At 65.5% G+C, this 24696-nt stretch carries 18 protein-coding genes and 1 riboswitch; of the genes, 13 read left to right on the top strand and 5 right to left on the bottom strand.

Annotation, left to right across the window (positions count from 1 at the left end):
* The first annotated feature begins 142 nt into the window (after positions 1-142).
* The 3 genes from AC1DXS_RS07000 (at position 143) to AC1DXS_RS06990 (ending at position 7752) form a co-directional block, all read left to right on the top strand.
* The gene (locus AC1DXS_RS07000) at positions 143-3745 is read left to right on the top strand and encodes a transglutaminase family protein (protein ID WP_477736796.1); all 3603 of its coding nucleotides are present in this window, start codon (positions 143-145) and stop codon (positions 3743-3745) included.
* 265 nt (positions 3746-4010) lie between these two features.
* On the top strand, positions 4011-6788 hold the full coding sequence (locus tag AC1DXS_RS06995; RefSeq protein WP_477736795.1) for a circularly permuted type 2 ATP-grasp protein: 2778 nt from the start codon (positions 4011-4013) through the stop codon (positions 6786-6788).
* A gap of 22 nt (positions 6789-6810) precedes the next feature.
* Positions 6811-7752 (top strand): transglutaminase family protein, encoded by a 942-nt coding sequence (locus AC1DXS_RS06990; RefSeq protein WP_477736794.1) that lies wholly within the window; start codon positions 6811-6813, stop codon positions 7750-7752.
* Here AC1DXS_RS06990 and AC1DXS_RS06985 read toward each other — a convergent pair.
* Positions 7739-8677 carry a LysR family transcriptional regulator gene (locus AC1DXS_RS06985; RefSeq protein WP_477736793.1) on the bottom strand — a complete coding sequence of 313 codons (939 nt, stop codon included), beginning with the start codon at positions 8675-8677 and terminating at the stop codon, positions 7739-7741. The two genes, AC1DXS_RS06990 and AC1DXS_RS06985, sit on opposite strands and share 14 nt — an antisense overlap.
* Positions 8678-8760: 83 nt before the next feature.
* Here AC1DXS_RS06985 and AC1DXS_RS06980 point away from each other — a divergent pair, with 83 nt between their 5' ends.
* The 5 genes from AC1DXS_RS06980 to AC1DXS_RS06960 all read left to right on the top strand — a co-directional run bounded on the left by AC1DXS_RS06980 (position 8761) and on the right by AC1DXS_RS06960 (position 13038).
* Entirely contained in the window at positions 8761-9936 is a 1176-nt protein-coding gene (locus tag AC1DXS_RS06980) for a threonine synthase (protein ID WP_477736792.1), read from the top strand.
* A 56-nt stretch (positions 9937-9992) separates the two neighbouring features.
* Entirely contained in the window at positions 9993-10961 is a 969-nt protein-coding gene (locus AC1DXS_RS06975) for a tripartite tricarboxylate transporter substrate binding protein (RefSeq protein ID WP_477736791.1), read from the top strand.
* A 142-nt stretch (positions 10962-11103) separates the two neighbouring features.
* Positions 11104-11556 (top strand): RidA family protein, encoded by a 453-nt coding sequence (locus tag AC1DXS_RS06970; RefSeq protein WP_477736790.1) that lies wholly within the window; start codon positions 11104-11106, stop codon positions 11554-11556.
* A 15-nt stretch (positions 11557-11571) separates the two neighbouring features.
* Positions 11572-12108 carry a demethoxyubiquinone hydroxylase family protein gene (locus AC1DXS_RS06965; RefSeq protein ID WP_477736789.1) on the top strand — a complete coding sequence of 179 codons (537 nt, stop codon included), beginning with the start codon at positions 11572-11574 and terminating at the stop codon, positions 12106-12108.
* A gap of 130 nt (positions 12109-12238) precedes the next feature.
* Positions 12239-12400, top strand: a riboswitch (FMN riboswitch).
* A gap of 125 nt (positions 12401-12525) precedes the next feature.
* Entirely contained in the window at positions 12526-13038 is a 513-nt protein-coding gene (locus tag AC1DXS_RS06960; protein ID WP_477736788.1) for a 6,7-dimethyl-8-ribityllumazine synthase, read from the top strand.
* A gap of 52 nt (positions 13039-13090) precedes the next feature.
* Here AC1DXS_RS06960 and parC read toward each other — a convergent pair whose 3' ends face one another.
* The 4 genes from parC to AC1DXS_RS06940 all read right to left on the bottom strand — a co-directional run bounded on the left by parC (position 13091) and on the right by AC1DXS_RS06940 (position 19540).
* Positions 13091-15448 carry a DNA topoisomerase IV subunit A gene (parC, locus tag AC1DXS_RS06955; RefSeq protein WP_477736787.1) on the bottom strand — a complete coding sequence of 786 codons (2358 nt, stop codon included), beginning with the start codon at positions 15446-15448 and terminating at the stop codon, positions 13091-13093.
* 141 nt (positions 15449-15589) lie between these two features.
* The gene (locus tag AC1DXS_RS06950; RefSeq protein WP_477736786.1) at positions 15590-16441 is read right to left on the bottom strand and encodes a lytic transglycosylase domain-containing protein; all 852 of its coding nucleotides are present in this window, start codon (positions 16439-16441) and stop codon (positions 15590-15592) included.
* Between the two features lie 22 nt (positions 16442-16463).
* Positions 16464-17573: a hypothetical protein gene (locus AC1DXS_RS06945; RefSeq protein ID WP_477736785.1), complete on the bottom strand. Its 1110-nt coding sequence runs from the start codon at positions 17571-17573 to the stop codon at positions 16464-16466.
* On the bottom strand, positions 17570-19540 hold the full coding sequence (locus AC1DXS_RS06940) for a DNA topoisomerase IV subunit B (protein WP_477736784.1): 1971 nt from the start codon (positions 19538-19540) through the stop codon (positions 17570-17572). Before AC1DXS_RS06940 ends, AC1DXS_RS06945 begins: the two co-directional genes overlap by 4 nt.
* Positions 19541-19728: 188 nt before the next feature.
* Between AC1DXS_RS06940 and AC1DXS_RS06935 the strand changes: the two genes are divergently transcribed.
* The 5 genes from AC1DXS_RS06935 (at position 19729) to bamC (ending at position 24673) form a co-directional block, all read left to right on the top strand.
* Entirely contained in the window at positions 19729-20949 is a 1221-nt protein-coding gene (locus AC1DXS_RS06935; RefSeq protein ID WP_477736783.1) for an MFS transporter, read from the top strand.
* A gap of 178 nt (positions 20950-21127) precedes the next feature.
* Positions 21128-21940, top strand: coding sequence for an SDR family oxidoreductase (locus AC1DXS_RS06930; protein ID WP_477736782.1), 813 nt, complete (start codon positions 21128-21130; stop codon positions 21938-21940).
* Complete coding sequence (locus AC1DXS_RS06925; protein ID WP_477736781.1) at positions 21941-22519, top strand: class I SAM-dependent methyltransferase; 579 nt, start codon at positions 21941-21943, stop codon at positions 22517-22519.
* Between the two features lie 92 nt (positions 22520-22611).
* The gene (gene dapA, locus AC1DXS_RS06920) at positions 22612-23496 is read left to right on the top strand and encodes a 4-hydroxy-tetrahydrodipicolinate synthase (protein WP_477736780.1); all 885 of its coding nucleotides are present in this window, start codon (positions 22612-22614) and stop codon (positions 23494-23496) included.
* Between the two features lie 85 nt (positions 23497-23581).
* Entirely contained in the window at positions 23582-24673 is a 1092-nt protein-coding gene (bamC, locus tag AC1DXS_RS06915) for an outer membrane protein assembly factor BamC (RefSeq protein ID WP_477736779.1), read from the top strand.
* Positions 24674-24696 lie beyond the last annotated feature (23 nt).

Here is a 24696-nt window from a genome sequence, read left to right as displayed (position 1 = left end):
GCAGCTCTTGCTTTCAGAAATACCGCCAAATCCGGGTAAGCTGTTCACACGCCGTCCCGGAGGTCCGCCGCTTCGAAGACCCTAGAAAGACCGCTTGATGTGGCGGTCGTTGCGCATTGATATTTTTTAAAGCGAGGTTGCCTTGTCCATCCACGTTGCCCTGAGCCACATCACCCACTACAAGTACGACCGCCTGGTGAAACTCGGCCCCCAGGTGGTCCGCCTGCGGCCCGCGCCGCACAGCCGCACGCAGGTGCTGTCCTATTCCCTCAAGGTCGAGCCCGCCGGGCACTTCATCAACTGGCAGCAGGACCCCTTCGCCAACTACCAGGCCCGCCTGGTGTTTCCCGAGCCGACACGCGAGTTCAAGGTCACGGTGGACCTGGTCGTGGAAATGGCGGTATTCAACCCCTTTGACTTCTTCCTGGAGCCGGCCGCCGAAGAGTTCCCCTTCAGCTACAACGCGCTGCAGGCCCGCGAACTGGCCCCGTACCTGGCCACCCAGCCGGCCACACCGCTGTTCAAGCGCTACCTCGAGAAAATCGACCGCACGCCCAAACGCACCATCGATTTCCTGGTGGGCCTGAACCAGAGCCTGCAGTCGGACATCCAGTATTCGATCCGCATGGAACCCGGCGTGCAGACGCCCGAGGAGACCCTGCGCCTGGCCTGCGGCTCATGCCGCGACACCGGCTGGTTGCTGGTGCAGCTGCTGCGCCACATGGGCCTGGCCGCGCGCTTCGTGTCCGGCTACCTGATCCAGCTCAAGGCCGACGTCAAATCGATTGACGGCCCGAGCGGCGCAGAAGCCGACTTCACCGACCTGCACGCCTGGTGCGAGGTGTTTTTGCCGGGCGCCGGCTGGGTGGGCCTGGACCCAACCTCCGGCCTGATGGCCGGCGAAGGCCATATCCCGCTGGCCTGCACGCCCGAGCCCTCAAGCGCCGCGCCGGTCGAAGGCGGCGTCGACAAATCCGAAGTCGAGTTCGAGCACCACATGGCCGTGCAGCGGATCTACGAATCGCCGCGCGTGACCAAGCCCTATACCGAAGCGCAATGGCAAGAGGTGCTGGCGCTGGGCGAAAAGGTCGACCAGGACCTGGCGGCCGGCGACGTACGCCTGACCATGGGCGGCGAGCCGACCTTTGTGGCCACCACGGATCGCGACGCGGCCGAATGGAACATCGACGCGCTGGGCCCGACCAAACGCGGCTACGCGACTGAACTCGTGCAAAAGCTGCGCGCCGAATACGGCGAAGGCGGTTTCCTGCATTTCGGCCAGGGCAAGTGGTACCCCGGCGAGCAGCTGCCGCGCTGGGCGCTGAGTATTTTCTGGCGCAAGGACGGCCAGCCCATCTGGCAAAACCCCGCCCTGTTCGCCGACGAGCGCCAGCCCTGCAGCTACACCAGCGCCGACGCGCAGCGTTTTATACAAACCCTGGCAGGCAAGCTGGGCCTGGCCACGACCTACATCACACCGGGCTATGAAGACACCTGGTACTACCTCTGGCGCGAACGCCGGCTGCCGGTCAATGTCGACCCCTTCGATTCGCGCCTGGACGACGCCATGGAGCGCGAGCGCCTGCGCCGCGTCTTCATGCAGGGCCTGGATTCGGTGGTGGGCTATGTGCTGCCGCTGCAGACCAAGGAACAGCTCAAGCAGAGAAACTTCGGCGCCTCGCCCGCGCTGGCCGGCCCGAAATGGACCACAGGCCCCTGGTTCTTCCGCGACGAACGCATGTATTTGATGCCGGGCGACTCCCCCATGGGCTACCGCCTGCCGCTGGATTCCGTGCCCTGGGTGTCCAAGACGGACTACCCCTACATGATCGAGTCTGACCCGTTTGCACCGCGCCAGGACCTGCCGGCCGCTTCGGCACTGGCAGCTCGCTACAACGGCAGCTTCACGGCGGCCCAGGGCGCGACACCGGCGGCGCCGTCCGCGGGCGGCAGCGCCAGTTCGCTCGCGCAGTACATGGCGCGCTACCTGGCTGGCAATACTGCGCTGTCGCAAGCCAGCCGCATCCTGCAGTTCCGCCCGACGGGCAACAACGGCACGAACGGCGCAGACGGCCGGCCGGCCGGCGCCTCACCCGAAGCGGCCACGCCCACCGATGACCGCGCGCCCAAAGCTTTTGAATCGGCCGCCTGGCTGACACGCACCGCGCTGTGCGTGGAAGTGCGCGACCCGCAGCGCGCCAACGGCCCCAAGGACAAGCCCAAGGCAGATCCCGACAGCAAGGCAAACAAATCGGGCCGGGGCGAAGTGGGTGCGATCTATGTCTTTATGCCTCCCATGGAGCGGCTTGAAGACTACCTGGACCTGCTGGCCGCGGTGGAGGCCACGGCGCAATCGTTGGGCGTGAGCATCGTGCTTGAAGGCTATCCGCCGCCGCGCGACCCGCGCCTGAAAATGCTGCAGGTCACGCCCGACCCGGGCGTTATCGAGGTCAACATCCACCCGGCCTACAACTGGGGCGAACTGGTGGAGCACACCGAGTTCCTCTACAAGATCGCGCACGAAACGCGCCTGTCTGCCGAGAAGTTCATGACCGACGGCCGGCACACCGGCACCGGTGGCGGCAACCACTTTGTGCTGGGCGGCTCCACCCCCGCCGACAGCCCCTTCCTGCGCAAGCCCGAGGTGCTGGGCAGCCTGATCGCCTACTGGCACAACCACCCCTCGCTGAGTTACCTGTTCTCGGGCATGTTCATAGGCCCGACCAGCCAGGCGCCGCGTGTGGACGAGGCCCGCAACGACCAGCTCTACGAACTCGAGATCGCCCTGCGCGAGATCGAAAACAACCGCAAGAAGTACGGCGCTGACATGCCGCCCTGGCTGGTCGACCGCACCTTGCGCAACATCCTGGTCGACGTCACCGGCAACACCCACCGCAGCGAGTTCTGCATCGACAAGATGTACTCGCCCGACTCCGCCACGGGGCGCCTGGGCCTGCTGGAGCTGCGCGCCTTTGAAATGCCGCCGCATGCGCGCATGAGCATTGCCCAGCAACTGCTGCTGCGCGCGCTGGTGGCGCGCTTCTGGAACAAGCCCTACCACGGCCGCGTCACGCGCTGGGGCACCGAGCTGCACGACCGCTTCCTGCTGCCCGGCTTTATCCGCATGGATTTTGAAGACGTGCTGACCGAGCTGCGCGAAGCCGGCTACGCCTTCGACATGGCCTGGTTCGAGCCGCATTTCGAGTTCCGCTTCCCGCTGATTGGGCAGGTCAAAACCAACAGCATTGAACTCACGCTGCGCAGCGCGCTGGAGCCCTGGCATGTGATGGGCGAAGAAGGCTCGGCCGGCGGCACGGTGCGCTATGTCGACTCCTCGCTGGAGCGCATCGAGGTGCACGTCACCGGCCTGAACGACAACCGCTACGTCATCACCGTCAACGGCCGGGCCCTGCCGCTGCAAAGCACGGGCCGCGTCGGCGAATACGTAGCGGGTGTGCGCTACAAGGCCTGGAACCCGCCTTCGGCCCTGCACCCCTCGATAGGTGTGCATGCACCGCTGACCTTCGACATCGTCGACACCTGGATGGAGCGCTCGCTGGGCGGTTGCCAATACCATGTGGCGCACCCGGGCGGGCGCAACTACGACACGCTGCCGGTCAACTCATACGAGGCCGAAAGCCGCCGCCTCACGCGCTTTTTCCGCATGGGCCACACGCCGGGCAAGATGCGCGTGGCGCCGGCGCAGCCGAGCCGGGAATTCCCGTTCACGCTGGACTTGCGCTGAAGAACCCGTTTGCGATCTGAAGACAAGGCTTTTACAAATTCACGGCAAATTCTCACCACCCGTTCGCCCTGAGCTTGGCCTGTCCTGAGCCTGTCGAAGGGCGAAGGGCTTCGACAGGCTCAGCCCGAACGGTGTCATGTCCCAGGTGGGCCTGTCTTATGGCGGCAACATTTGCACGCCCAAGCGGCATAAATCGCTTGTTTGGCGGGAAAGCCGGTCCTGATTAAGGCTTTGGGCTTACCTGCCGCAGGCATACTTGCAGCACGTGGAAAATAACACCCAGTCCCTTTTTGCCGCCCAGGCCCTCGAATCTCCTTGCGCCCTGGCCGCCGCGCTGGCGCCGCACGCGGCGTCGGGCCACTTCGATGAGCTGCGCGGCCGTGTCTCCGAAGGCCCCGCGCCCGTGGAAGCGGCTGCGCCCGCCCAGCCCGTGCTGCGCGCGGCCGGCACCGCCCCTGAAACCGCCGCGCCCCCGCCCCAAGCCGCCGCCACCACCGACGACAGCCTGTCGCCCGACTGGACGCGCTTTTTCGACTTCCTGGGCGCCGACGGCTTTTACGACCTGAACCACCGCACCGCCAACCTGCGCCGGCAGATCCGCGACAACGGCGTGACCTACAACGTCTATGCCGACGCCAACGGGCCGCAGCGGCCCTGGGCGCTGGACCTCTTCCCCATGATGGTGTCGGCCGGCGACTGGGCGCAGATCGAAGCCGGCATCCAGCAACGCGCCCGGCTGCTGGACCGTGTCATGGCCGACATCTACGGCCCGCAGGAATTGCTCTCCAAAGGCCTGCTGCCCAGCGCGCTGGTGCATGCCCACCCCGGCTACCTGCGCGGCATGCAGGGCGTGCAGCCGGCCGGCGGCACCTATCTGCACATCGCCGCCTTCGACATCGCCCACGGCCCCGACGGCCGCTGGTCGGTGGTGTCGCAGCGCACGCAGGCGCCCTCGGGCCTGGGCTACCTGCTGGAAAACCGCCTGACCATCTCGCTGCTGTTTCCTGAAGCCTTCCGTGAAATGAAGGTCGAACGCCTGGGCGCCTCCTACAAGGCGCTGGTGGACGGGCTCAAGGCCATGAGCCCGGCTGACGGCAGCGAGGAAAGCCGCGTGGTGCTGCTGACCCCCGGGCCCTACAACGAAACCTATTTCGAGCACGCCTACCTCGCGCGCTTCCTGGGCCTGACCCTGGTGGAAGGTAGCGACCTGCTGGTGCGTGACGACAAGCTCTACCTCAAGACCTTGCGCGGCCTGGAGCCGGTGCACGGCCTGCTCAAGCGTCTGGACGACGAATTCCTGGACCCGCTGGAGTTGCGCTCGGATTCCACCCTGGGTGTGCCCGGCCTGCTGCAGGTCATACGCGCGGGCAACGTGCTGGTGGTCAACACGCCGGGCTCGGCTTTCCTCGAATCAAGCGCGCTGCTGGGCTTTTTGCCCGCGTTGTCGGAACACCTGCTGGGCGAAACCCTGGCCCTGCCCTCGCTGGCCACCTGGTGGTGCGGCGAGCAGGCGGTGCTGCAGGACGTGCTGGGCCAGCTCAAGAACTGCGTGATCAAGCCGACCTACCCCGGATCGGGCATGGAGTCGGTGATAGGCCACACGCTGTCGCGCCGGGCGCTCGACGAATGGGCCGGCCGCATCGTGCGCCGCGGCGAGGACTACACGGTGCAGGCCTACCTGCCGCTGCCGCAGACGCCCACCTGGCAAGGCGAGCGGATTTCCCCGCGCTCGGCCATGCTGCGCGTGTTTGCCGTGGCCGACGGCAAGGGCTCCTGGCAGGTGCTGCCCGGCGGACTGGCGCGGCTGGCCGGCAAGAACGAGAACATGTCCTCCATGCAGCACGGCGGCAGCAGCGCCGACGTCTGGGTGCTGGGCGATGCGTCAGCGGCCAAGGCGACAGCCCCGCGTGCCGAGCAGCCCTCGCCCGCCTGGGCCACCGCCCCGCTGCGCCACCGCCCGCCGGTCACCAGCCGCGCGGCCGAAAACCTTTTCTGGCTGGGCCGCTACACCGAGCGCGCCGAAAACTCCACGCGCCTGGCGCAGATCACTTTGCAGTGCCTGGGCGGTGAAGACCAGACCTCGCAGCCCTTGCTGGCCTGGCTGACCACCATGGCGGTCGGCAATGCGCTGGTGCTGGACACCGTGCCGCCGGCCACGCAGGCGCGCCGCGTGTTTGAACGCGCGCTGATCGCCAACCTGGCCGACACCGAGCAGGCCGCCAGCGTGGGCTTTAACCTGCGCGCCCTCAAGAGCGCGGCCTCGGCCGTGCGCGAGCGCCTGTCTCAGGAACAGTGGCACATGATCGTGCGCACCGAGGCCGATTTTTTCCAGCGCTGCGCGGTGTTCAGCAGCGTGGGCCAAAGCCAGTCGCAAAGCCAGGGCGGGCAAGGCCAGAGCCAGTACCTGCTGGAATACTCCTCGGTCGAGGCGCTGCGCGCGCTCGAGTCGGCCAGCGGCTTCCTCTCGGCCATGACGGGCGCGCAGACCGACCGCATGACCCGCGACGACGGCTGGCGCCTGCTCAGCGTGGGGCGTCTCATTGAACGGCTCAACACCCTGGCCGGCGCCCTGGTGCGCGGCTTTGAAACCGGATCGGTTTTTGAAGAAGGCGGCTTCAACGCCATGGTGGCGCTGTTCGACAGCACCATCACCTTCCATGCGCAATACCAGCAGCGCCGCGACATCCCGGCCCTGCTCGACTTGCTGGTGCTGGACCGCGACAACCCGCGCTCGCTGGGYTGGGTGGTGCAGACCCTGCGCGGGCGCCTGGCCAAGCTGGCCGGCAGCGCGCCGGGTGATATGCCCGAACTTGCAATGGAACTGCCGGACCCCGGCAGCTGGGCGCTAGCCGATTTGTGCGCGGGCATGCAAGCCGATGACGGTGAAAAAGATGATGGAGGCGATGAAGATTGCCGGCAGCACGACGGCCGCCTGGTGCAGATGCTGGAGCAATGCTGCGACGCCGCGCTGGACCTGTCGGACACCCTGAGCCGCCGTTACTTCAGCCACGCGGCCTCGGGCAGCCAGAGCTTGGGCGCCTGAGCCCCGGATACGAAAGCATCCCATGCTGCTGCATGTCGTCCACGAAACCCGTTACCGCTATGCGCCCGCGGTGGAAAACGCCCACCATGTGGTGCACCTCAAACCCGCCAGCCGCAACGGCCAGAGCCTGTTGAGCTACGCGTTGCGTGTGGACCCAGCCCCGGTGCAACTGCGCGAAACCGTGGACGTCTACGGCAACACGCGCAGCTATTTTTCGCTGCAGGCCGCGCATGAAAGCCTGACCGTGGTGGCCGACAGCGTCGTGTCCACCTCTGTGGCCAACCCGCTGCAGTCGGAAGCAGCGCTCGCATCCAGCAGTCCGGCCTCCCAGCCCTGGGAACAGGTGCGCGAGCAGTTCCGCTACCGCGCCGGTGCAGCCTACGACAGCGCCTCCGAATTCCTGTTCGCCTCGCCCTATGTGCCGCGCGACGAGGCCTTCGCCGAGTTCGCGCGACCCAGCTTCCTGCCCGGCCGGCCGCTGCCCGAGGCGGCGCGCGACCTGATGGAGCGCATCCATCACACCATGACTTACGAGAGCGAAAGCACCGAGGTCAACACGCCGGCGCTCGAGGCGCTCCGGCAGGGCAAGGGTGTGTGCCAGGACTTCGCCCACATCATGGTGGCCTGCTGCCGCGCCATGGGTCTGCCGGCACGTTATGTGAGCGGCTATTTGCTGACCAGCCCGCCGCCCGGCCAGCCGCGCCTGGTCGGCAGCGACGCATCCCATGCCTGGGCCTCGGTCTACTGCCCAGGCCTGGGCACCTGGCTGGACTTCGACCCGACCAACAACCGCGCGCCGGGCGAAGACTACGTCACGCTGGCCACCGGCCGCGACTTCCTCGATGTCTCGCCCATGCGCGGCGTGATACGCGGCGGGGCGCAGCACATCCTCGACGTGGCGGTGACGGTGGAGCCCTTGCCCGCCGCCGACGCGCCATCCGCCGAAACCGCTACGCCGGACTGAGCGCCGGCTCACCGAGCAGTGAGCCCTCGGGCAGGCTCCCCACCAATCGCCGCCGGCACAGGCCCACAAACTCCTGCGCGGCGCCCGACTGCGCCTGCTTCGGCTTGAAAGCCAGCAAGGCGCGGAACCACACCTCGGCCGCCAGCGGCACACTGCGCAGGCCCAGCGCCAGGTATTCGCGCGCCACCAGCGGATTGGTCACGGCCAGCCCGGCGCCGGCCAGCACCAGCGCGCATTGCGTCGCGCTGTAAGGCGTTTCGATCACAAAACGCGGCTGCACGCCGGCCTGCGCGAGCGCCGCCTCCAGCCGCCGCTGCGCCGGGTCGGACGCCGACAGGCCCACCAGCGGCACCTCCTGCAAATCCTGCGGCTGCAGCTGCTGCCTGCGCGCCAGCGGATGGGCGGCCGGCATGATGCAGACGGCGGGCGCCTGGTAGAACAGCGAGGACACCAGGCCGCTGGTGTCGGCCTCGTCGCCCAGGAAAGCCAGGTCCACCGCGCCCTGGAACAGCGCCTCGCGCAGCACCTTGGAGCTGTCGACCAGCAGCAGGCAGCGCGTGCGCGGATAACTGCGCTGGAACTCGGCCAGGGCCCAGGGCATGACACTGGCGGCCATGGCGTGCAGCGAGCCGATGCGCAGCACGGTGTCTTCGTGCGACTGCAGGGCCACGATTTTTCGCTGCACCGCCTCCAGACCTTCATAGACCCGCTCGACCTCTTCCATCAGCGCATGGGCTTCGGGCGTGGGCGTGAGCTTGCCTTTGGGCCGGTCAAACAGCTTGAGGCCGGCGCGCGCTTCGAGCTGCTGCAACAGCTGCGTGACCGCCGGCTGGCTCACATGCAGGGCCGCGGCCGCGCGGTTGGCCGTGCCCAACCGCATGACCATGCGGAACACCTCGATCTGGCGCGCACTGGCTTCGGCCATGGCCATCTCCTTATAAGTTTCACTTATTCTAAATCGCCAACAAAGCGTGCACGGCAGGCCCGGGCCTTCCTACCATTGGCCGCATGAATTCCCTTGATTCCGAATCCCCCGCAGTGACCCGAAACCCGCAGCTGTCCAGGCTGCGCTGCATCCATTGCGCGCGCGAATACCCCTTGCAGGACCTGCCCGCCGGCTGCCCGCACTGCGCTGCGCTGGGTACGCCCGCAAGCCTGGAGGCGGTGTATGCCGAACTGCCTCAAACCCTCGAAACTGCCAGCACGGGTTATAAGTGGGGCGCCTGGCTGCCTTATACCCAGGGCGTGTCCCTGGGCGAAGGCGGCACGCCCTGCCTGGACCTGCCGCACTTGGCGCGCGCATTGGGCTTGCGCCAGCTCTCGGCCAAGCACGAGGGCATGAACCCCACGGGCTCACACAAGGACCGCATGTCGGCCCAGGCCGTCAGCCGGGCGCTGGACGTGGGCGCGCAAACCGTGGTGCTGGCCTCCAGCGGCAACGCGGCAGTGTCGGCGGCGGCCTATTGCGCGGCCGCCGGCCTGGCCTGCGAAGTTGCCACCTACCGCGACATGCCGGAGCCCTTCGCGCGGGCGCTGCACCGCCTGGGTGCCAAACGCCTCACTTTCGACCGCGGTTTTGGCCGCTGGGAGCATTTGCGCCGCCGCGTCGAGCAGGACGGCGCCTTCGCGCTGACCAACTACAGCGTGCCCGCCGTCGGCAGCCCGGCTTTTGGCGTCGAAGGCTACCGCGCGGTGGCGCTCGAATGTGTGGCCGACGGCTGCATCCCCGACCATGTGCTGGTGCCCACCGCGCGCGGCGATTTGCTCTGGGGTGTTTACAGCGGCCTGCGCGACCTGCTGCAAGCCGGGTTGATCGCGCGCATGCCGCGTCTCTGGGCGGTTGAGCCCTTCCCGCGCCTGGCCCACGTGCTGGGCGGCGAACCGCTGCAGTCCGATTTCGCCGGCCAGACCGTGCAGTTTTCCACCGGCGGCAGCACCGTCACGCTGCAGCAGGCGCTGGCCGTGCGGCGCTCGGGCGGCGGCGCGGTGGTGGTGGACGATGCCGGCGCCATCGACGGCAGCGCGCAACTCGCCGCGCAAGGCCTGTGGGTGGAGCTGTGCGCGGGCGCCTGCCTCAGCGCGCTGGCGCAGCTGCGTGCGCGCGGCGAGGTCGCGCCTTCGGAGCACGCCCTGCTGCTGCTGACCGCCAAAGGCGACCGCGACACCTTTGACATTTTTTCCTGATTCCCTGGACCCTCCCTGAACCCTCCTTGAACCGATACCCCGTAAAGGATTTACCCATGAAGACCCGATTGCTCACCGCCCTGCTGCTGGCCGGCGCCAGCCTGATCAGCACCGCCGCCCAGGCGGCCTACCCCGACAAGCCGCTGCGCCTCATCGTGCCCTGGGCACCCGGCGGCAGCACGGATGCGATCGCCCGCGCCGTCGCGCAGCGCATGGGCGAGACCATGGGCCAGAGCGTGGTGGTGGACAACCGCTCCGGCGCCTCGGGYCGCATAGGCACCGAGGCCGCGGCCAAGGCCGCGCCCGATGGCTACACCTTCGCCATCGTCGAGCTGCCGCATGCGATCGCGCCGGCCGTGTTCAACAAAATGCCTTATGACCTGCTGCGCGACTTCACGCCGATCTCCATGGTCGGCACCTCGCCGCTGATGCTGTTTGCCAGCGGCGGGCCCTACAAGAACGGCGACATCAAGGGTTTCCTCAAACACTACCGCGCCAGCAAGGTGCCGCTGGCTCTGGCCAACAGCGGCAACGGCTCGATCAGCCACCTCTCCAGCGAGCTGTTCGCCACGGCTGCCGGCATCAAGGTCAACGCGATCCCCTACCGCGGCTCGGCRCCCGCGCTCACCGACGTCGCGGCCGGCCAGGTGGACGCCCATTTCGCGACGCTGGCCAGCGCCAGCGCGCTGCTGGGAGCGGGCAAAATCTCGGCCCTGATGGTGACCGGCAGCACCCGTGTGGCCTCGCTGCCCGAAGTGCCCACCGCGCGCGAAGCCGGCATGGACAGCATGCAGTTCAACCAGTGGTGGGCCCTGGTGGCGCCGGCCACGACGCCCATTGAGATCGTCGAGCGCCTGCGCAGCGAAGCCGTCGCGGCGCTGGCCCACCCGTCGACGCGCGAGCGGCTCACCACGCTGGGCATAGACCTCAAGGGATCGAGCCGCGACGAACTGCGCGCCTTTATGCGCAGCGAGGTGGACCGCTGGGGCAGCGTGGTGCGCAAGGCCGGCATCAAGCCCGAATAATTCATCGCGTCAAACCATCGCATCAGCGCCGGCCCTGCATCACATCCTTTCATGCCGCTGCAGGCCGGCGCGCAGGCGAGCCCATCCTACAATTCCCTGCATCCCCCGCCTGCGGGAACCGTCTTCAACCAAAGGGAACACCATGAGCGCCTACGACAAGCTGAAAGCACTGAACATCACCCTGCCCCCCGTGGCAATCCCCGTCGCCGCCTATCTGCCTTTTGTGCGCACCGGCAACCTGGTGTTCCTGAGCGGCCATATCGCCAAGAAAGACGGCAAACCCCTGGTCGGCCAGCTGGGCAAAAACATGACAACCGAAGAAGGCAAGGCCGCCGCACGCTCGGTCGCCATCGACCTGATGGGCACGCTGGAAGCCGCCGTCGGCCTGGGCAAGATCAAGCGCATCGTCAAGCTCGTGAGCCTGGTCAACTCGACCGGCGACTACACCGAGCATCACCTGGTGACCAATGGCGCCAGTGAACTTTTCGCTGAAATTTTCGGTGATGCCGGCACGCATGCGCGCGCCGCCTTCGGTGTGGCGCAGATTCCCATGGGTGCCTGCGTCGAGATCGACCTGGTTGCCGAAGTCGAATAATCCCCCGCTCGCTGAATGCCCGTCTCGCCGGCGCTCGACCCGGAGCTTGCCAACCGGATCCTCAAGGTCAACCATGCCGGTGAGAACGGTGCGGTACATATCTACACAGGCCAGATTTTTGCCGCGCGTTGGCGCGCACCCAGCCTGGTCGCCGAACTGACCGAGTTCCGGCGGCACGAAGAAAAGCACCGAGCGATATTCTGGGCCGAGCTACAGCGGCGTGGGCGGCCACGCTGCAAAAGTTACCTGCTTTGCGGCATCGGCGGCTTTGTGCTCGGACTGTTGACCGGCCTTTTCGGCAGACACGCTATCGCGGCGACCACGGTCGCTGTCGAGCGTGTGGTGCTGGGCCATCTGCGGGAGCAACTTTCCGTGCTGGCCGGCCGGGATGCGGATGCGATCGCAGCGATCTCGGCCATCGTGGCCGAAGAGCAGTTGCACCACGACCAGTCCGCCTCGCATGTTGAACCCGGACAGTTCTGGCCTCGCCTGCTGTCACCGCTTGTCTCGTCGTCCACCGAAGCCGTGATCTGGCTCGGCATGCGGCTCTAGCAGCCGGTCCGATCTTTGCGGATTCTGGCGGCCGGTCTTTCCCCTGCATACCGCAGGGTGGTCGATGCGCCGCCGAATGGTCCCAGGCAAGGGAATCTATGATCTGTGTGCCCCGGCCATTTCGCCGGGGCAGCGTTCTCAGGGCGGGGTGAAATTCCCCACCGGCGGTGTTTGCAGGCAACTGCATCAGCCCGCGAGCGCCTTGTCTCCATGCTTCATATGGCGACAAGGGTCAGCAGATTTGGTTCAAATCCAAAGCCGACGGTCACAGTCCGGATGAAAGAGAGCGCGATGCAAACGGCTGTGCCGTAGGCGGCGTTTGCCGGTGTGGAGTTCTTCCGCGCGGCAACCGTATGCCCGCGCGCTGGCCGCAGCCTCGTGCGCCCTGATTCTGGTAACACCTAACAAAGGCTATCCATGAGTCAGTCAACCAAGTCTCCAGCTTCCGCCGCCCAGTCGGGTGGCTCTTCTCACAAGGCGCGTTTCGCCTTTATCCAGTCATCCTGGCACGAAGACATCGTGGACCAGGGGCGCGGCGCCTTCCTTGCCGAAATGGCCAGGCAGGGCGTGGGTCCCGAATCCATAGACACCTTTGAAGTGCCGGGCGCCTTTGAGATTCCGCTGCACGCCAAAAAACTCGCGCAGTCAGGCCGATATGCGGGCGTGGTCTGCTGCGGGCTGGTGGTGGATGGCGGCATCTACCGCCATGAGTTCGTCGCCGATGCGGTGATCAGCGCGCTGATGGGCATACAGCTGGAAACCGGCGTTCCAGTGTTTTCGGCGGTGCTGACGCCGCAGCATTTCCACGAGCATGAAGAGCACCGCAAGTTCTTCACCGCCCACTTCCTGACCAAGGGCAAGGAAGTGGCGCAGGCCTGCCTGGAGACGGTGGCGGGCCTGAAGAAGTTGGAAACGCTGCTCGCGGCCTGAGGCCGGATGCCCGACCCTTTCACAAGGCGGCGGGCGCCGCGCTTATCCGAGCTTATTCGACGCGGGTGACTCCGCTAGGCTTGAAGCCCAGGTCGGCCGCCTTGCCCTTGCGCGCGCGTGCCGCGCGGGCGTTGTTGAGCGTGCGGATTTCCAGGGTTTCCTCACGCGCCTTGCCGCCGCGGCCTATGCCTTCAATTTTCACGCTGCGGGTGTAGGCCGCCGCGCCGGCCAGGGTGTCCTTGGCTTCGAGGTCTATCAGCATCAGGCCGCGTCCGCCGGCGGCCTGCATCTTGAGTTCGCCGATTTCAAAGGTCAGGATACGGCCGCCGGTGGAGGCGCAGGCCACGTGCGTGGCCGGCACCATGGGCGTCGCGCCGCTGTTGAAGGCGGCGTGCGAGGGCCTGCAAATGGTTTCGCCCTCGGCGCAACTGATGAAAGCCTTGCCGGCCTTGAGGCGGGACGTCATGTTCTCGACCGTGGCGAGGAAACCGTAGCCGCCGCTGGCGCTGAGCAGCAGCGCGGCATTGGACGGGCCCGCGAAGTAGTGCACCAGCTGCGTGCCGGATTCCAGGTCGATCATGGTGGTCAGCGGCTGGCCGTCGCCGCGCGCGCCGGGCAGCGAGGACACCGGCACCGAATAAATCCGGCCGCGCGAGCCGAAGGCCAGCAGCGTGTCCACGGTGCGGCATTCAAAAGTGCCGTACAGCCCGTCGCCGGCCTTGAAGGCAAAACCCGCCGGGTCATGGCCGTGGCCGCTGCGCGCGCGCACCCAGCCCTTGTCGCTGATCACCACGGTCACGGGCTCGTCGAGCACCTTGACTTCGAGCACGGCTTTTTTCTCGGCCTGGATGAGCGTGCGGCGCGCATCGGCGAACTGCTTGGCGTCGGCCTCGATTTCCTTGACCAGCAGGCGCTTGAGCGCCGCCGGGCTGCCGAGGATTTCCTCAAGCTTGCCCTGCTCTTCGCGCAGATTCTTCAGGTCCTGCTCGATCTTGATGGCTTCAAGCCGCGCCAGCTGGCGCAGGCGGATTTCCAGAATGTCCTCGGCCTGAATTTCGCTGAGCTTGAAGCGCTCTATCAGCGCGGCCTTGGGCTCTTCCGACTGGCGGATGATGGCGATCACTTCATCGATATTGAGCAGCACCAGCTGCCGCCCTTCGAGGATGTGGATGCGGGCCAGCACTTTGTCCAGCCGGTGCTGCGAGCGCCTTTGCACCGTGGTCTGGCGAAATTCGATCCACTCCGTCAGCATCTGGCGCAGGGTTTTCTGCGTCGGCTTGCCGTCCAGCCCGACCATGGTCAGGTTGATGGGCGAGGAGCTTTCGAGGCTGGTGTTGGCCAGCAGGGTGTTGATGAGCTCTGACTGGCCGATCTTGCTGGTCTTGGGCTCGAACACCAGGCGCACCGGAGCGTCCTTGCTGGACTCGTCGCGCACCACGTCGAGCACGGCGAGCACGGCCTGCTTGAGCTGCACCTGGTCCTGGCTCAATGCTTTTTTGCCGGCCTTGATTTTCGGGTTGGTGAGTTCTTCGATCTCTTCGAGCACACGCTGGGTGCTGACGCCGGGCGGCAGTTCCTGCACCACCAGTTGCCACTGGCCGCGCGCGAGTTCCTCGATTTTCCAGCGCGCACGCACCTTGAGCGAGCCGCGGCCGGTGCTGTAGGCAGCCGCGATTTCCGCGCTGCTGGAGATGATCTGGCCGCCGCCTGGATAGTCGGGGCCGGTGATCAGCGCGAACAGCTCGTCGTCGAGCAGCTTGGGCGTCTTGATGAGGGCCACGCAGGCGTCGGCAACCTCGCGCAGGTTGTGGCTGGGGATTTCGGTGGCCAGGCCCACGGCAATGCCGCTGGCGCCGTTGAGCAGCGCAAAGGGCAGGCGCGCGGGCAACTGGCGCGGCTCATCAAAGGAGCCGTCGTAGTTGGGCACGAAGTCGACTGTTCCTTCATCGAGCTCGTCGAGCAGCAGGGTCGTGATGCGCGCCAGCCGCGCCTCGGTGTAGCGCATGGCCGCCGCGCCGTCRCCGTCGCGCGAGCCGAAATTGCCCTGGCCGTCGACCAGCGGGTAGCGCTGGCTGAAGTCCTGGGCCATGCGCACCATGGCGTCGTAAGCCGCCTGGTCGCCGTGCGGATGGTATTTACCGAGCACGTCGCCCACCACGCGGGCGCTCTTGACCGGCTTGGCGCCGCTGGCGCCGTTGGCACCGCCAAAGCCCAGGCCCATGCGCGACATACTGAAGAGGATGCGGCGCTGCACCGGCTTCTGGCCGTCGCAGACGTCGGGCAAGGCTCGGCCTTTGACGACGCTGAGCGCGTACTCCAGGTAGGCTCGCTGCGCGTACGCGGCCAGCGAATCCTGGTCGGCGGGTTCGGGGATGGGGGCGACTGCGTCCGGGGTGAAGAGATCATCCATCGTGGTTTGGCTTGGGCTAAGTCGGTTGATGCCGGGCCGGCAGGCTTAAAACGCTGCCGGTACGGGATTATGAAAAGAAAAAAGGGGTGCGCCGCTTTTGAGGCAGCCGGAGGTACCGGCTCAACGCCAGGCGCATGTATCTCAGTTCCGCTCGGGTGAGGCCTCTGGCGTGGCGGTGGACGCGACCGTGGTCGGCACCATATTGCCGCGGCCCGTAGTGCCGCCCATCATCTCCATGCGAACACGGCCGCCGGGCGCCCCCATCATGCTGGGGGGCTTGAGGTGGTTGTAGAGCTGCATCACGGTCTTGACGTAGTTTTTGGTTTCGGGGTAGTTGGGGATCTTGTTGCCCGCGCGCTGAACGGCGCCCTCGCCGGCGTTGTAGGCGGCGATCGCCAGCTCGAGCTGGCCGGGGAACATGGCGATCAGGTCGCTGAGGTAGCTGGAGCCGGCCCGGATATTGGTCTTGGGGTCGGTGAGCTTTTTGTGGACCGTGGAATCCTTGCTGGCCCGCACACCGTAGCGCTCCGCCGTCGGCGGGATCAGCTGCATCAGGCCGACAGCGCCTTTGGGCGAGACGGCCTGGGTGTTGAAGCCCGATTCGGTGGCGATGAGCGCTTGCAGCAGTTCGTAGTCGATGCCGTGTGTGACGGAAGCCTCTCGCAGCAGGTGTTTGACGGCCTTGTAATTGGGCGACACGTCGAAGTAGGCCAGCAGCTTGGGCGGCGCGGCAGCCACGCCGGTGGCGCGGTTGGCGCCGCTGCCCACGGCCTTGCCGCTGCGGCCGGTGTTGCTGCCGTCGGCGCTGAAGCTTTCGCTGCCGCGGAAGAAGAGCTCATAGCGCTCGTCCAGCCGCACGGCCGAAAAATGCGCAATGCCGTCCTTGTCGACATAACCCCAGATGTCGGCATGGGCGGGCCGCTGCGACAGCAGCATCAGCATGCCCAACAAAAGTCCAAGCCAGAGCCTGGGCTTGCCAGAGAAAATATTCATAAACAAGAAATCCATCATGTCGTCAGGGCTTGATCGCAAACACAATTTTTGCAACAGCCCCGCTTATCACCACAAAGAGCACAAACACCATACCGCGGTACATCCATTTGAGCGGCTTCAGACGCTCATCCATCGCTTCCATGTGGCGCTTGGCATTTTTGACCTGTGCATCGGAAGCCGAACTCATGCGTTCGAATTCCACCTGCATCTGCCGGTCAATTTCCGCCAGCCTTTTTTTATCCACGGTCTCCGCGCCGCTCATTTTTTGCAGTTCCGCCAGCAACAGCTCCGTCTTGCGGCTGGACTCCCTGCGCGATTCGGCAGCTTGCTCCCGCTGCAGCGCCGCGTCAATTCCTTCAAAGTGGTGCCAGCCCTTAACCCTGGGCGCGCCGGCTTTATCCGCTATCACCTGAACCGCACGCAGGACAAGCTCTGGCTTTTCCTTCAAAAAATCGCAGCCGATTTCCAGCAATCGCGACTTGGATCGAAATTGAGGGCCGGCCCAGTGAAGGGCTCCAGCCACGTGGGCCGGCCTCAATTGCTCAAACCTTGCCGAATCCAGCGCCAGCATCAAAACTGATCTTTTCTTCCCTTTGTCCTCGATCTGACTGAGATCGACACCCAGAACATGGTTCCAGGCGATAACGGGCAAACCGCTGTACATCAAACCTGCGGAATCCACCCGCAACGCGCCGCCGGACCGTAAGGCAGGATACGCACAAGCCAACAGGCTGCAGGTGTACACAAGTAACAACCCCGCCAGACCGGCCAACAAGGCGGCCGGGGCAAATTTCCCATCCAGCCAGCACACCTTGGCCAGAAACCCGAAGCCCCACAACATCAAGCAAATCACGGCAAGAAGGCAAGCCCAGCGAAACCAGCGAAATGGAACCATCAACGAGCTTGCGTTAAACGCCACAGCCGCCTGGGCGGCCTTCTTCTCCACCCTCCGTTTACGCCTGTCAATGGCGTTTTCTGACAGCACGGCAAAATACAGGCCGCCGGCACCCACCGCAAAACCCACGACAGCCCTTGCGAATTCATGGGTCGCCAACGCGATCGTCGCCCAGAACGCGGCAACGACCAGCACTACCATGCCCGCGACGCGGCCAATCGACAGCAAAAACCTCAAACATCCACCTCAACGCTGTCGCCGTGCAACTCCATCAGTTCGCGGCGCGCCGCGGCTTCGCCCTTGCCCATCAGCTTGGTGATCAGGGTCTCGGTTTGCAGGAAATCCTGATTGCCCAGTTGCACGGGCAACAAACGGCGGGTATCCGGATTGAGCGTGGTTTCCCAGAGTTGTTCCGCGCTCATTTCACCCAGGCCCTTGAAGCGGCTGATGCTCCAGGCGCCTTCTTTCACGCCATCTTTGCGCAATTTATCCAATATGGCGGTCAATTCGCCTTCATCAAGGGCATAAAACTTCGAAGCCGGTTTTTTGCCCCGTGCCGGCGCGTCCACCCGGAACAGCGGCGGCCGCGCGACATACACATTACCCGATTCGATCAATTTGGGGAAATGGCGGAAAAACAGCGTGAGCAGCAACACCTGAATGTGGGAGCCGTCCACGTCGGCGTCGCTCAGGATGCAGACCTTGCCGTAGCGCAGGCCTGAGAGGTCGGGCGTGTCGTTGGGGCCGTGCGGGTCCACGCCGATGGCGACCGCGATGTCGTGGATTTCGGTGTTGGCGAACAGGCGGTCGCGCTCGACCTCCCAGGTGTTCAGCACCTTGCCGCGCAGCGGCAGGATGGCCTGGCTTTCCTTGTCGCGGCCCATTTTGGCGCTGCCGCCGGCCGAGTCGCCCTCCACCAGGAAAACTTCGTTGTGCGCCAGGTCGCGGCTTTCGCAGTCGGTCAGCTTGCCGGGCAGCACGGCCACGCCCGAGCCCTTGCGTTTTTCGACTTTCTGGCCGGCCTTCTGGCGGGTCTGCGCGGCTTTGATGGCGAGTTCGGCGAGCTTGCGGCCGTAATCGACGTGCTGGTTGAGCCACAGCTCCAGTGTGGGACGGACAAAGCTGGACACCAGGCGCACCGCGTCACGCGAATTGAGGCGTTCCTTGATCTGGCCCTGGAACTGCGGGTCCAGCACCTTGGCGCTCAGCACATAGCTGGCGCGGGCAAAAACGTCTTCAGGCAGCAGCTTGACGCCCTTGGGCAGCAGCGAATGCAGGTCGATAAAGCTCTTGACGGCGTTGAAGAGGCCGTCACGCAGCCCGCTTTCGTGGGTGCCGCCGGCGCTGGTCGGGATCAGGTTGACGTAGCTCTCGCGCATGGGCTGGCCGTCTTCGGTAAAGGCCACGCACCACTGCGCGCCCTCGCCTTCGGCAAAGCTGTCGTGCTGGGCATCGGCAAAACCCTCGCCCTCAAACATCGGGATGACCGGATCGCCCGTCAGGGTCTGCATCAGATAGTCGCGCAGGCCGCCTTTGTAAGACCAGGTCTGGGTTTCCTTGGTTTTCTCGTTGGTCAGCGTGACGGTGACGCCGGGCATGAGCACGGCCTTGCTGCGCAGCAGGTGCGTGAGTTCGGCCATGGGCAGCGCGGCCGATTCGAAGTATTTGGCGTCGGGCCAGGCGCGGACGGTGGTGCCGGTCTTGCGGTCGCCTTCGCCCTGCTTGCGCAGGTGCAGCTTCTCGATCACATCGCCGCCGGAGAACACCAGCCTGGCAACCGTGCCTTCCCGGTAAGTGATAAGTTCCAGCCGCTTGGACAACGCGTTCGTCACGCTGACGCCCACGCCGTGCAGGCCGCCCGAGAAGCTGTAGGCGCCGCCCTTGCCCTTGTCGAACTTCCCGCCGGCGTGCAGCCGGGTGTACACCAGCTCGATCACGGGCGCCTTTTCTTCGGGATGAAGGCCGAAGGGAATACCGCGGCCGTCGTCTTCGATGCTGACCGATCCGTCGGTGTGCAGCGTGACCTTGATCTTCTTGCCGTGGCCGGCCAGGGCCTCGTCGGCGGAGTTGTCCAGGACTTCCTGGATGATGTGCAGGGGGTTATCGGTGCGCGTGTACATGCCCGGGCGCTGCTTGACGGGCTCCAGGCCCTTGAGCACGCGGATCGAACCTTCGGAATATTCGGTGGGTAGTTTGTCAGCCATGGCAGATGAAAGAATTGCCGCAATTGTAGTCGGGCCTGCAAAAGTCACTGTACAAACATACAGCCTCTCGATTTTGAACGCTGAAGCAAGGGCGCTCGCGGCAGCATTTCGCCATTTTCGTTACAGTCGGCGGATACCCTCTTTTCGCCGACCCAAGGCCTTTCCTTTTCGCCCTTGCCGCGACCACCATGACCACCGACACCCCCAAACTCTCCATGCAGCAGGTGCTGATTTGCGGCGCCACCATCGTCACGCTGTCCATGGGCATACGCCACGGCTTTGGGTTGTGGCTGCAGCCCATCACCCAGGCCCAGGGCTGGACGCGCGAGACCTTTGCCTTCGCGCTGGCGGTGCAAAACCTGTCCTGGGGCGTGTTCGGCATCTTCGCCGGCATGGCGGCCGACCGCTTCGGCGCTTTCCGCGTCATCGTGGTGGGTGCCCTGCTGTATGCGCTGGGCCTGGTGGGCATGGCGCTGTCACCTACCGGCTTTTTGTTCACCATGACGGCCGGGGTGCTGATAGGCGCGGCGCAGGCCGGAACCACCTATGCGGTGATCTACGGCGTGATAGGCCGCAACATCTCGGCGGAAAAGCGTTCCTGGGCCATGGGCGTGGCCGCGGCGGCGGGCTCTTTCGGCCAGTTCCTGATGGTGCCGGTCGAGGGCCTCCTGATCAGCGGCCTGGGCTGGAAAGAGGCGCTACTGGTGCTCAGCGGCGCGGTGCTGCTGATCGCGCCGCTGGCCCTGGGCCTGCGCGAGGGCGGTTTTGGCGGCGGCCAGCCCGCCAAACGCGAACAGACCATCGCCCAGGCGCTGCGCGAGGCCTTCAAATACCCGAGTTTCCAGCTGCTGATGGCGGGCTATTTCGTCTGCGGCTTCCAGGTGGTGTTCATCGGCGTGCACATGCCCAGCTACCTCAAGGACAAGGGCTTGTCGCCCCAGGTGGCCAGCTACGCGCTGGCGCTGATCGGGCTGTTCAACGTTTTTGGCACTTACATCGCCGGCTCACTGGGCCAGAAAATGGCCAAGCGGAAAATCCTGGCGACGATTTATTTCTCCCGCGCGGTGGTGATCGCCGTGTTCCTGGCGGCCCCGCTGAGCCCGCTGAGCGTGTACATCTTCGCCAGCCTGATGGGCTTGCTATGGCTGTCAACGGTGCCGCCGACCAACGCGGTGGTGGCGCAGATCTTCGGCATCCAGCATCTGTCGATGCTGGGCGGCTTCATATTCTTCAGCCACCAGATCGGCTCCTTCATGGGCGTGTGGCTGGGCGGCTATTTATATGACCGCACCGGCAGCTACGACATCGTCTGGTACATCGCCATCGCCCTCGGCGTGTTTGCCGCCCTGGTGAACCTGCCRGTGCGCGAGGCGCCCATCGCGCGCGCCGGCGTTCCGCAAGGGGCCTGAGGTGGCCAAAAAAGCCGGCCTGTGGGCGCTCGCGGTCATCGCGTCGCTGGGGGTGTTTGCCCTCTACACACGGCCGGAATTCCTGGTCACACTCGCGAACCAGATCTGGGCCTGCTTTTAGGCTTGCCTGGCGGTTTTTGAGCGACGGGGGAGAGCCCCAAAGACGGGAGAGGACAGCATGAAAACCATCATCATCACCGGCGCCTCGGACGGCATAGGCGCGGAAATGGCGCGCCAGCTGGCCAAAACCCACGGCGCCGGCGTGGCGCTGGTGCTGGCGGCGCGCAATGAAACCATGCTTGATGAGGTTGCGCACCAGTGCGCCGCGCACGGCTCGCAAACCCTGGTCGTCAAGACCGACGTGTCCGTCGAGGCCCAATGCCGCCACCTGGTGGATGCCGCCATCGGGCGCTTCGGGCATATCGATTCCTTGATCAACAACGCGGGCATGTCGGCCCAGGCCCTGCTGGAAGACGTCAAGGCCCAGGACCTGGGCTGGTATGAGCAGTTGATGCGCATCAACCTTTGGGGCAGCGTCTGGTGCACCCACGCGGCCCTGCCTTATCTGAAGCTGCGCCATGGCAACATCGTCGCGGTCTCCAGCCTGGCCGGGCTGATAGGCGTGCCGGGCCGCACGGCCTACAGCGCCACCAAATTCGCCATGGTGGGATTTTTTGAGGCGTTGCGCGCGGAAATGAAAGGCGTCGGGGTCAGCGTGACCACGGCTTACCCGGGGGTGGTCGCCACCCACATCCGCCACCGCGGCTTCAACGCGGCGGGCGTGGCCGCCGGCTCCAGCGGGCTCAAGGAAGACAAGGCCATGAGCGTGGAGGAATGCGCCCGGCTGATCCTGCAGGGCATGGAACGCCGCGACCGCGAGGTGGTCATGACGGCCAAGGGCAAGCTGGGCCGCTGGCTCAAGCTGATTGCGCCCGGCCGGGTCGAGTCCATGGCCCTGGCCGCCCTCAAAGACGAAGTGAAGCCTCTCTAGATGAGCGGCACCCCACACGGCACGGAGCAGCCCTCCGTCTGGGTACAGCGCTGGTCGCACCTGGTCCGCGAAGGCGGCGTGGTGCTGGACGTCGCCTGCGGCTACGGCCGCCATGCGCGATGGTTTCACGGGCGAAACCATCCCTTGGTGCTTGTGGACCGGTCGCAGGAAGCCCTGGACGCCGCGACAAACACCCTCCCCGCATCGGCTTGCGAAGCCGTCGCGGCCGATATCGAAGCCGGTCCCTGGCCTTTCGAGGGCCGCCAGTTCGACGCGGTCGTCGTCACCAATTACCTCTGGCGCCCGCTTTTGCCGACCCTGCTGGCCAGCCTGGCGCCGGGCGGCGTGCTGATTTACGAAACTTTTACGCAAGGCAATGAGACCGTGGGCAAGCCTTCGCGGCCCGATTTTTTGCTGCGCACCGGCGAATTGCTGGAAGTCTGCGCGGGCCTGCGGGTGGTCGCCTTCGAGGAAGGTTTCCACGAAAACCCGCCGCGCTTCATTCAGCGCATTGCCGCCGTGCGTGAAGCCGCCGCAACTGCGGGTTTGCCCGGTCCGCCGCGCTATAGACTGGCCTAGAGCCTAGGTAGAATGCAGGATTGGCTTTTGGGAGCCGGCCCGGCGGTATTGCGGCCAAGCCCTCCCTGGCCGCGAACGTTTACAAGTACAGCATGAAACCCATTACTGGCAGCATCGTTGCATTGGCAACACCCTTGCATGATGACGGCAGCGTAGACTACCCCACCCTGCGCAAACTGGTGGACTGGCACATCGCCGAAGGCACCGATTGCATCGGCGTGGTCGGCACCACCGGCGAGTCCCCGACCGTCAATGTCGAGGAGCACTGCGAAATCATCCGCGTCTCGGTAGAGCAAGCCAAAAAGCGCGTGCCCATCATGGCCGGCTGCGGCGCCAACTCCACCGCCGAGGCGATCGAGCTCGCCAAATTCGCCAAACAGGTGGGCGCCGACTGCCAGCTGCAGGTCGTCCCCTATTACAACAAGCCCACGCAGGAAGGCCAGTACCGGCACTTCAAGGCGATTGCCGAAGCCGTCGGCGACCTGCCCACCGTGCTGTACAACGTGCCCGGCCGCACGGTGGCCGATATGGCGCACGCCACCGTGCTGCGCCTGGCCCAGGTGCCCGGCATTGTCGGCATCAAGGAAGCCACCGGCAACATCGAGCGTGCGCAGTGGCTGATCAAGGAAGTGCCCAAGGGCTTCGCCGTCTATTCGGGTGACGACCCAACCGCCGTGGCCCTCATGCTGTGCGGCGGCCAGGGCAATGTCAGCGTGACGGCCAACGTCGCGCCCCGGCTTATGCACGAGCTGTGCGTGGCCGCCGTGGCAGGCGACACCCGACGCGCCATGGAGCTGCAATTCAAGCTGCTGCCGCTGCACAGAAACCTGTTCATCGAAGCCAACCCGATTCCCGTCAAATGGGCCATGGCCCGGATGGGTCTTTGCGGCGGCGCTCTTCGCCTGCCCATGACGCCGCTGGAAGCTTCGAACGAAGGGGCCGTTGAAAACGCCCTGCGCGCCTGCGGCCTGATTTGATTTGCCTGATCTGATTTTTAAGGGAACCCAAGTGAAGATATCGCCAACACGTCCTGCATTTTCAAAAGCCCGGAGCGCCGCAGCCGTGTCCGCGCTGCTTGCCCTCGGCCTGCTCGCCGGCTGTTCCTCCATCCGCGATGTGATGGACGGTGAACGCATCGATTACAAAAGCAGCGGCGCCAAGGGCCCTTCACTGGACATCCCCCCTGACCTGACCCAGCTCAGCCGTGACACCCGCTATGTGGTGCCCGGCACGGCGGTTTCGGCCAACAGCTACCAGACGGCCCAGCCCACGCAGGCTGTACAGACGGCGACCACCAGCGTCGGCGATGTGCGCATTGAGCGCGCCGGCACCCAGCGCTGGCTGGTCGTTAACCGTCCTGCCGACAAACTTTGGGGCCCCGTGCGCGACTTCTGGCTCGAAAGCGGCTTCCTGCTCGCGCAGGACCAGGAAAACCTGGGCATCATGGAAACCGACTTCGCCGAGAACCGCGCCAAGCTGCCGCAGGACTTCATCCGCAGCGCGCTGGGCAAGGTTTTCGACGGCCTGTATTCCACCGGTGAGCGCGACAAGTTCCGCACGCGCCTGGAGCGCCGCACCGACGGCGGCACCGAAATTTACGTGAGCCACCGCGGCATGATCGAAGTGATCACCGGCGCTAAAACCGGCAGTTCCTCCGGCGACAGCACCGTCTGGCAGCCCCGCCCCGCCGACCCGGAACTCGAAGCTGAATTCCTGCGCCGCCTGATGGTCAAGCTGGGCGTGTCACAAGAGCAGTCCAAAGCCCTGGTCGCCGCGGGCGCCACCAAGCAGACCTCCCGCATCGCCACCGTCAACAACCTGCCCGTCGTGCAGATCGACGAGGGCTTTGAACGCGCCTGGCGCCGTGTCGGCCTGGCGCTGGACCGCACCGGCTTCACGGTGGAAGATCGCGACCGCAGCCAGGGCACCTACTTTGTGCGCTACGTCGAACCCGTGACCAACAAAACCGAACCCGGCTTTTTCAGCAAGCTGTTCAGCGGATCGCCTGCTGCCACGCCGCCCTTGAAATACCGCATCTCCGTCAAGAGCCAGGGCGAGAGCACCACGGTCTCGGTACTCAATGCGCAGGGCGCCGCTGAATCGTCGGCCAATGCCCAGCGCATCGTGCAGGTGATCGCCGACGACCTCAAGTAATCCGGGCTTCTCGCCCGACCTCC

Source organism: Polaromonas sp. P3_B1 (genome assembly GCF_056402935.1).
The sequence above is the reverse complement of the archived record's forward strand: the minus strand, read 5'-3'. Positions and strand labels throughout refer to the sequence as shown.

What these genes read in the sequence shown, in the direction of transcription:
- AC1DXS_RS06990 (WP_477736794.1), top strand. Translation starts at nt 6,811, where the DNA reads ATGCTGCTGCATGTCGTCCACGAAACCCGTTACCGCTATGCGCCCGCG.
- AC1DXS_RS06985 (WP_477736793.1), bottom strand. Translation starts at nt 8,677, where the DNA reads ATGGCCGAAGCCAGTGCGCGCCAGATCGAGGTGTTCCGCATGGTCATG.
- AC1DXS_RS06980 (WP_477736792.1), top strand. Translation starts at nt 8,761, where the DNA reads ATGAATTCCCTTGATTCCGAATCCCCCGCAGTGACCCGAAACCCGCAG.
- AC1DXS_RS06970 (WP_477736790.1), top strand. Translation starts at nt 11,104, where the DNA reads ATGAGCGCCTACGACAAGCTGAAAGCACTGAACATCACCCTGCCCCCC.
- AC1DXS_RS06965 (WP_477736789.1), top strand. Translation starts at nt 11,572, where the DNA reads ATGCCCGTCTCGCCGGCGCTCGACCCGGAGCTTGCCAACCGGATCCTC.
- AC1DXS_RS06960 (WP_477736788.1), top strand. Translation starts at nt 12,526, where the DNA reads ATGAGTCAGTCAACCAAGTCTCCAGCTTCCGCCGCCCAGTCGGGTGGC.
- AC1DXS_RS06950 (WP_477736786.1), bottom strand. Translation starts at nt 16,441, where the DNA reads ATGAATATTTTCTCTGGCAAGCCCAGGCTCTGGCTTGGACTTTTGTTG.
- AC1DXS_RS06940 (WP_477736784.1), bottom strand. Translation starts at nt 19,540, where the DNA reads ATGGCTGACAAACTACCCACCGAATATTCCGAAGGTTCGATCCGCGTG.
- AC1DXS_RS06930 (WP_477736782.1), top strand. Translation starts at nt 21,128, where the DNA reads ATGAAAACCATCATCATCACCGGCGCCTCGGACGGCATAGGCGCGGAA.
- AC1DXS_RS06925 (WP_477736781.1), top strand. Translation starts at nt 21,941, where the DNA reads ATGAGCGGCACCCCACACGGCACGGAGCAGCCCTCCGTCTGGGTACAG.
- dapA (WP_477736780.1), top strand. Translation starts at nt 22,612, where the DNA reads ATGAAACCCATTACTGGCAGCATCGTTGCATTGGCAACACCCTTGCAT.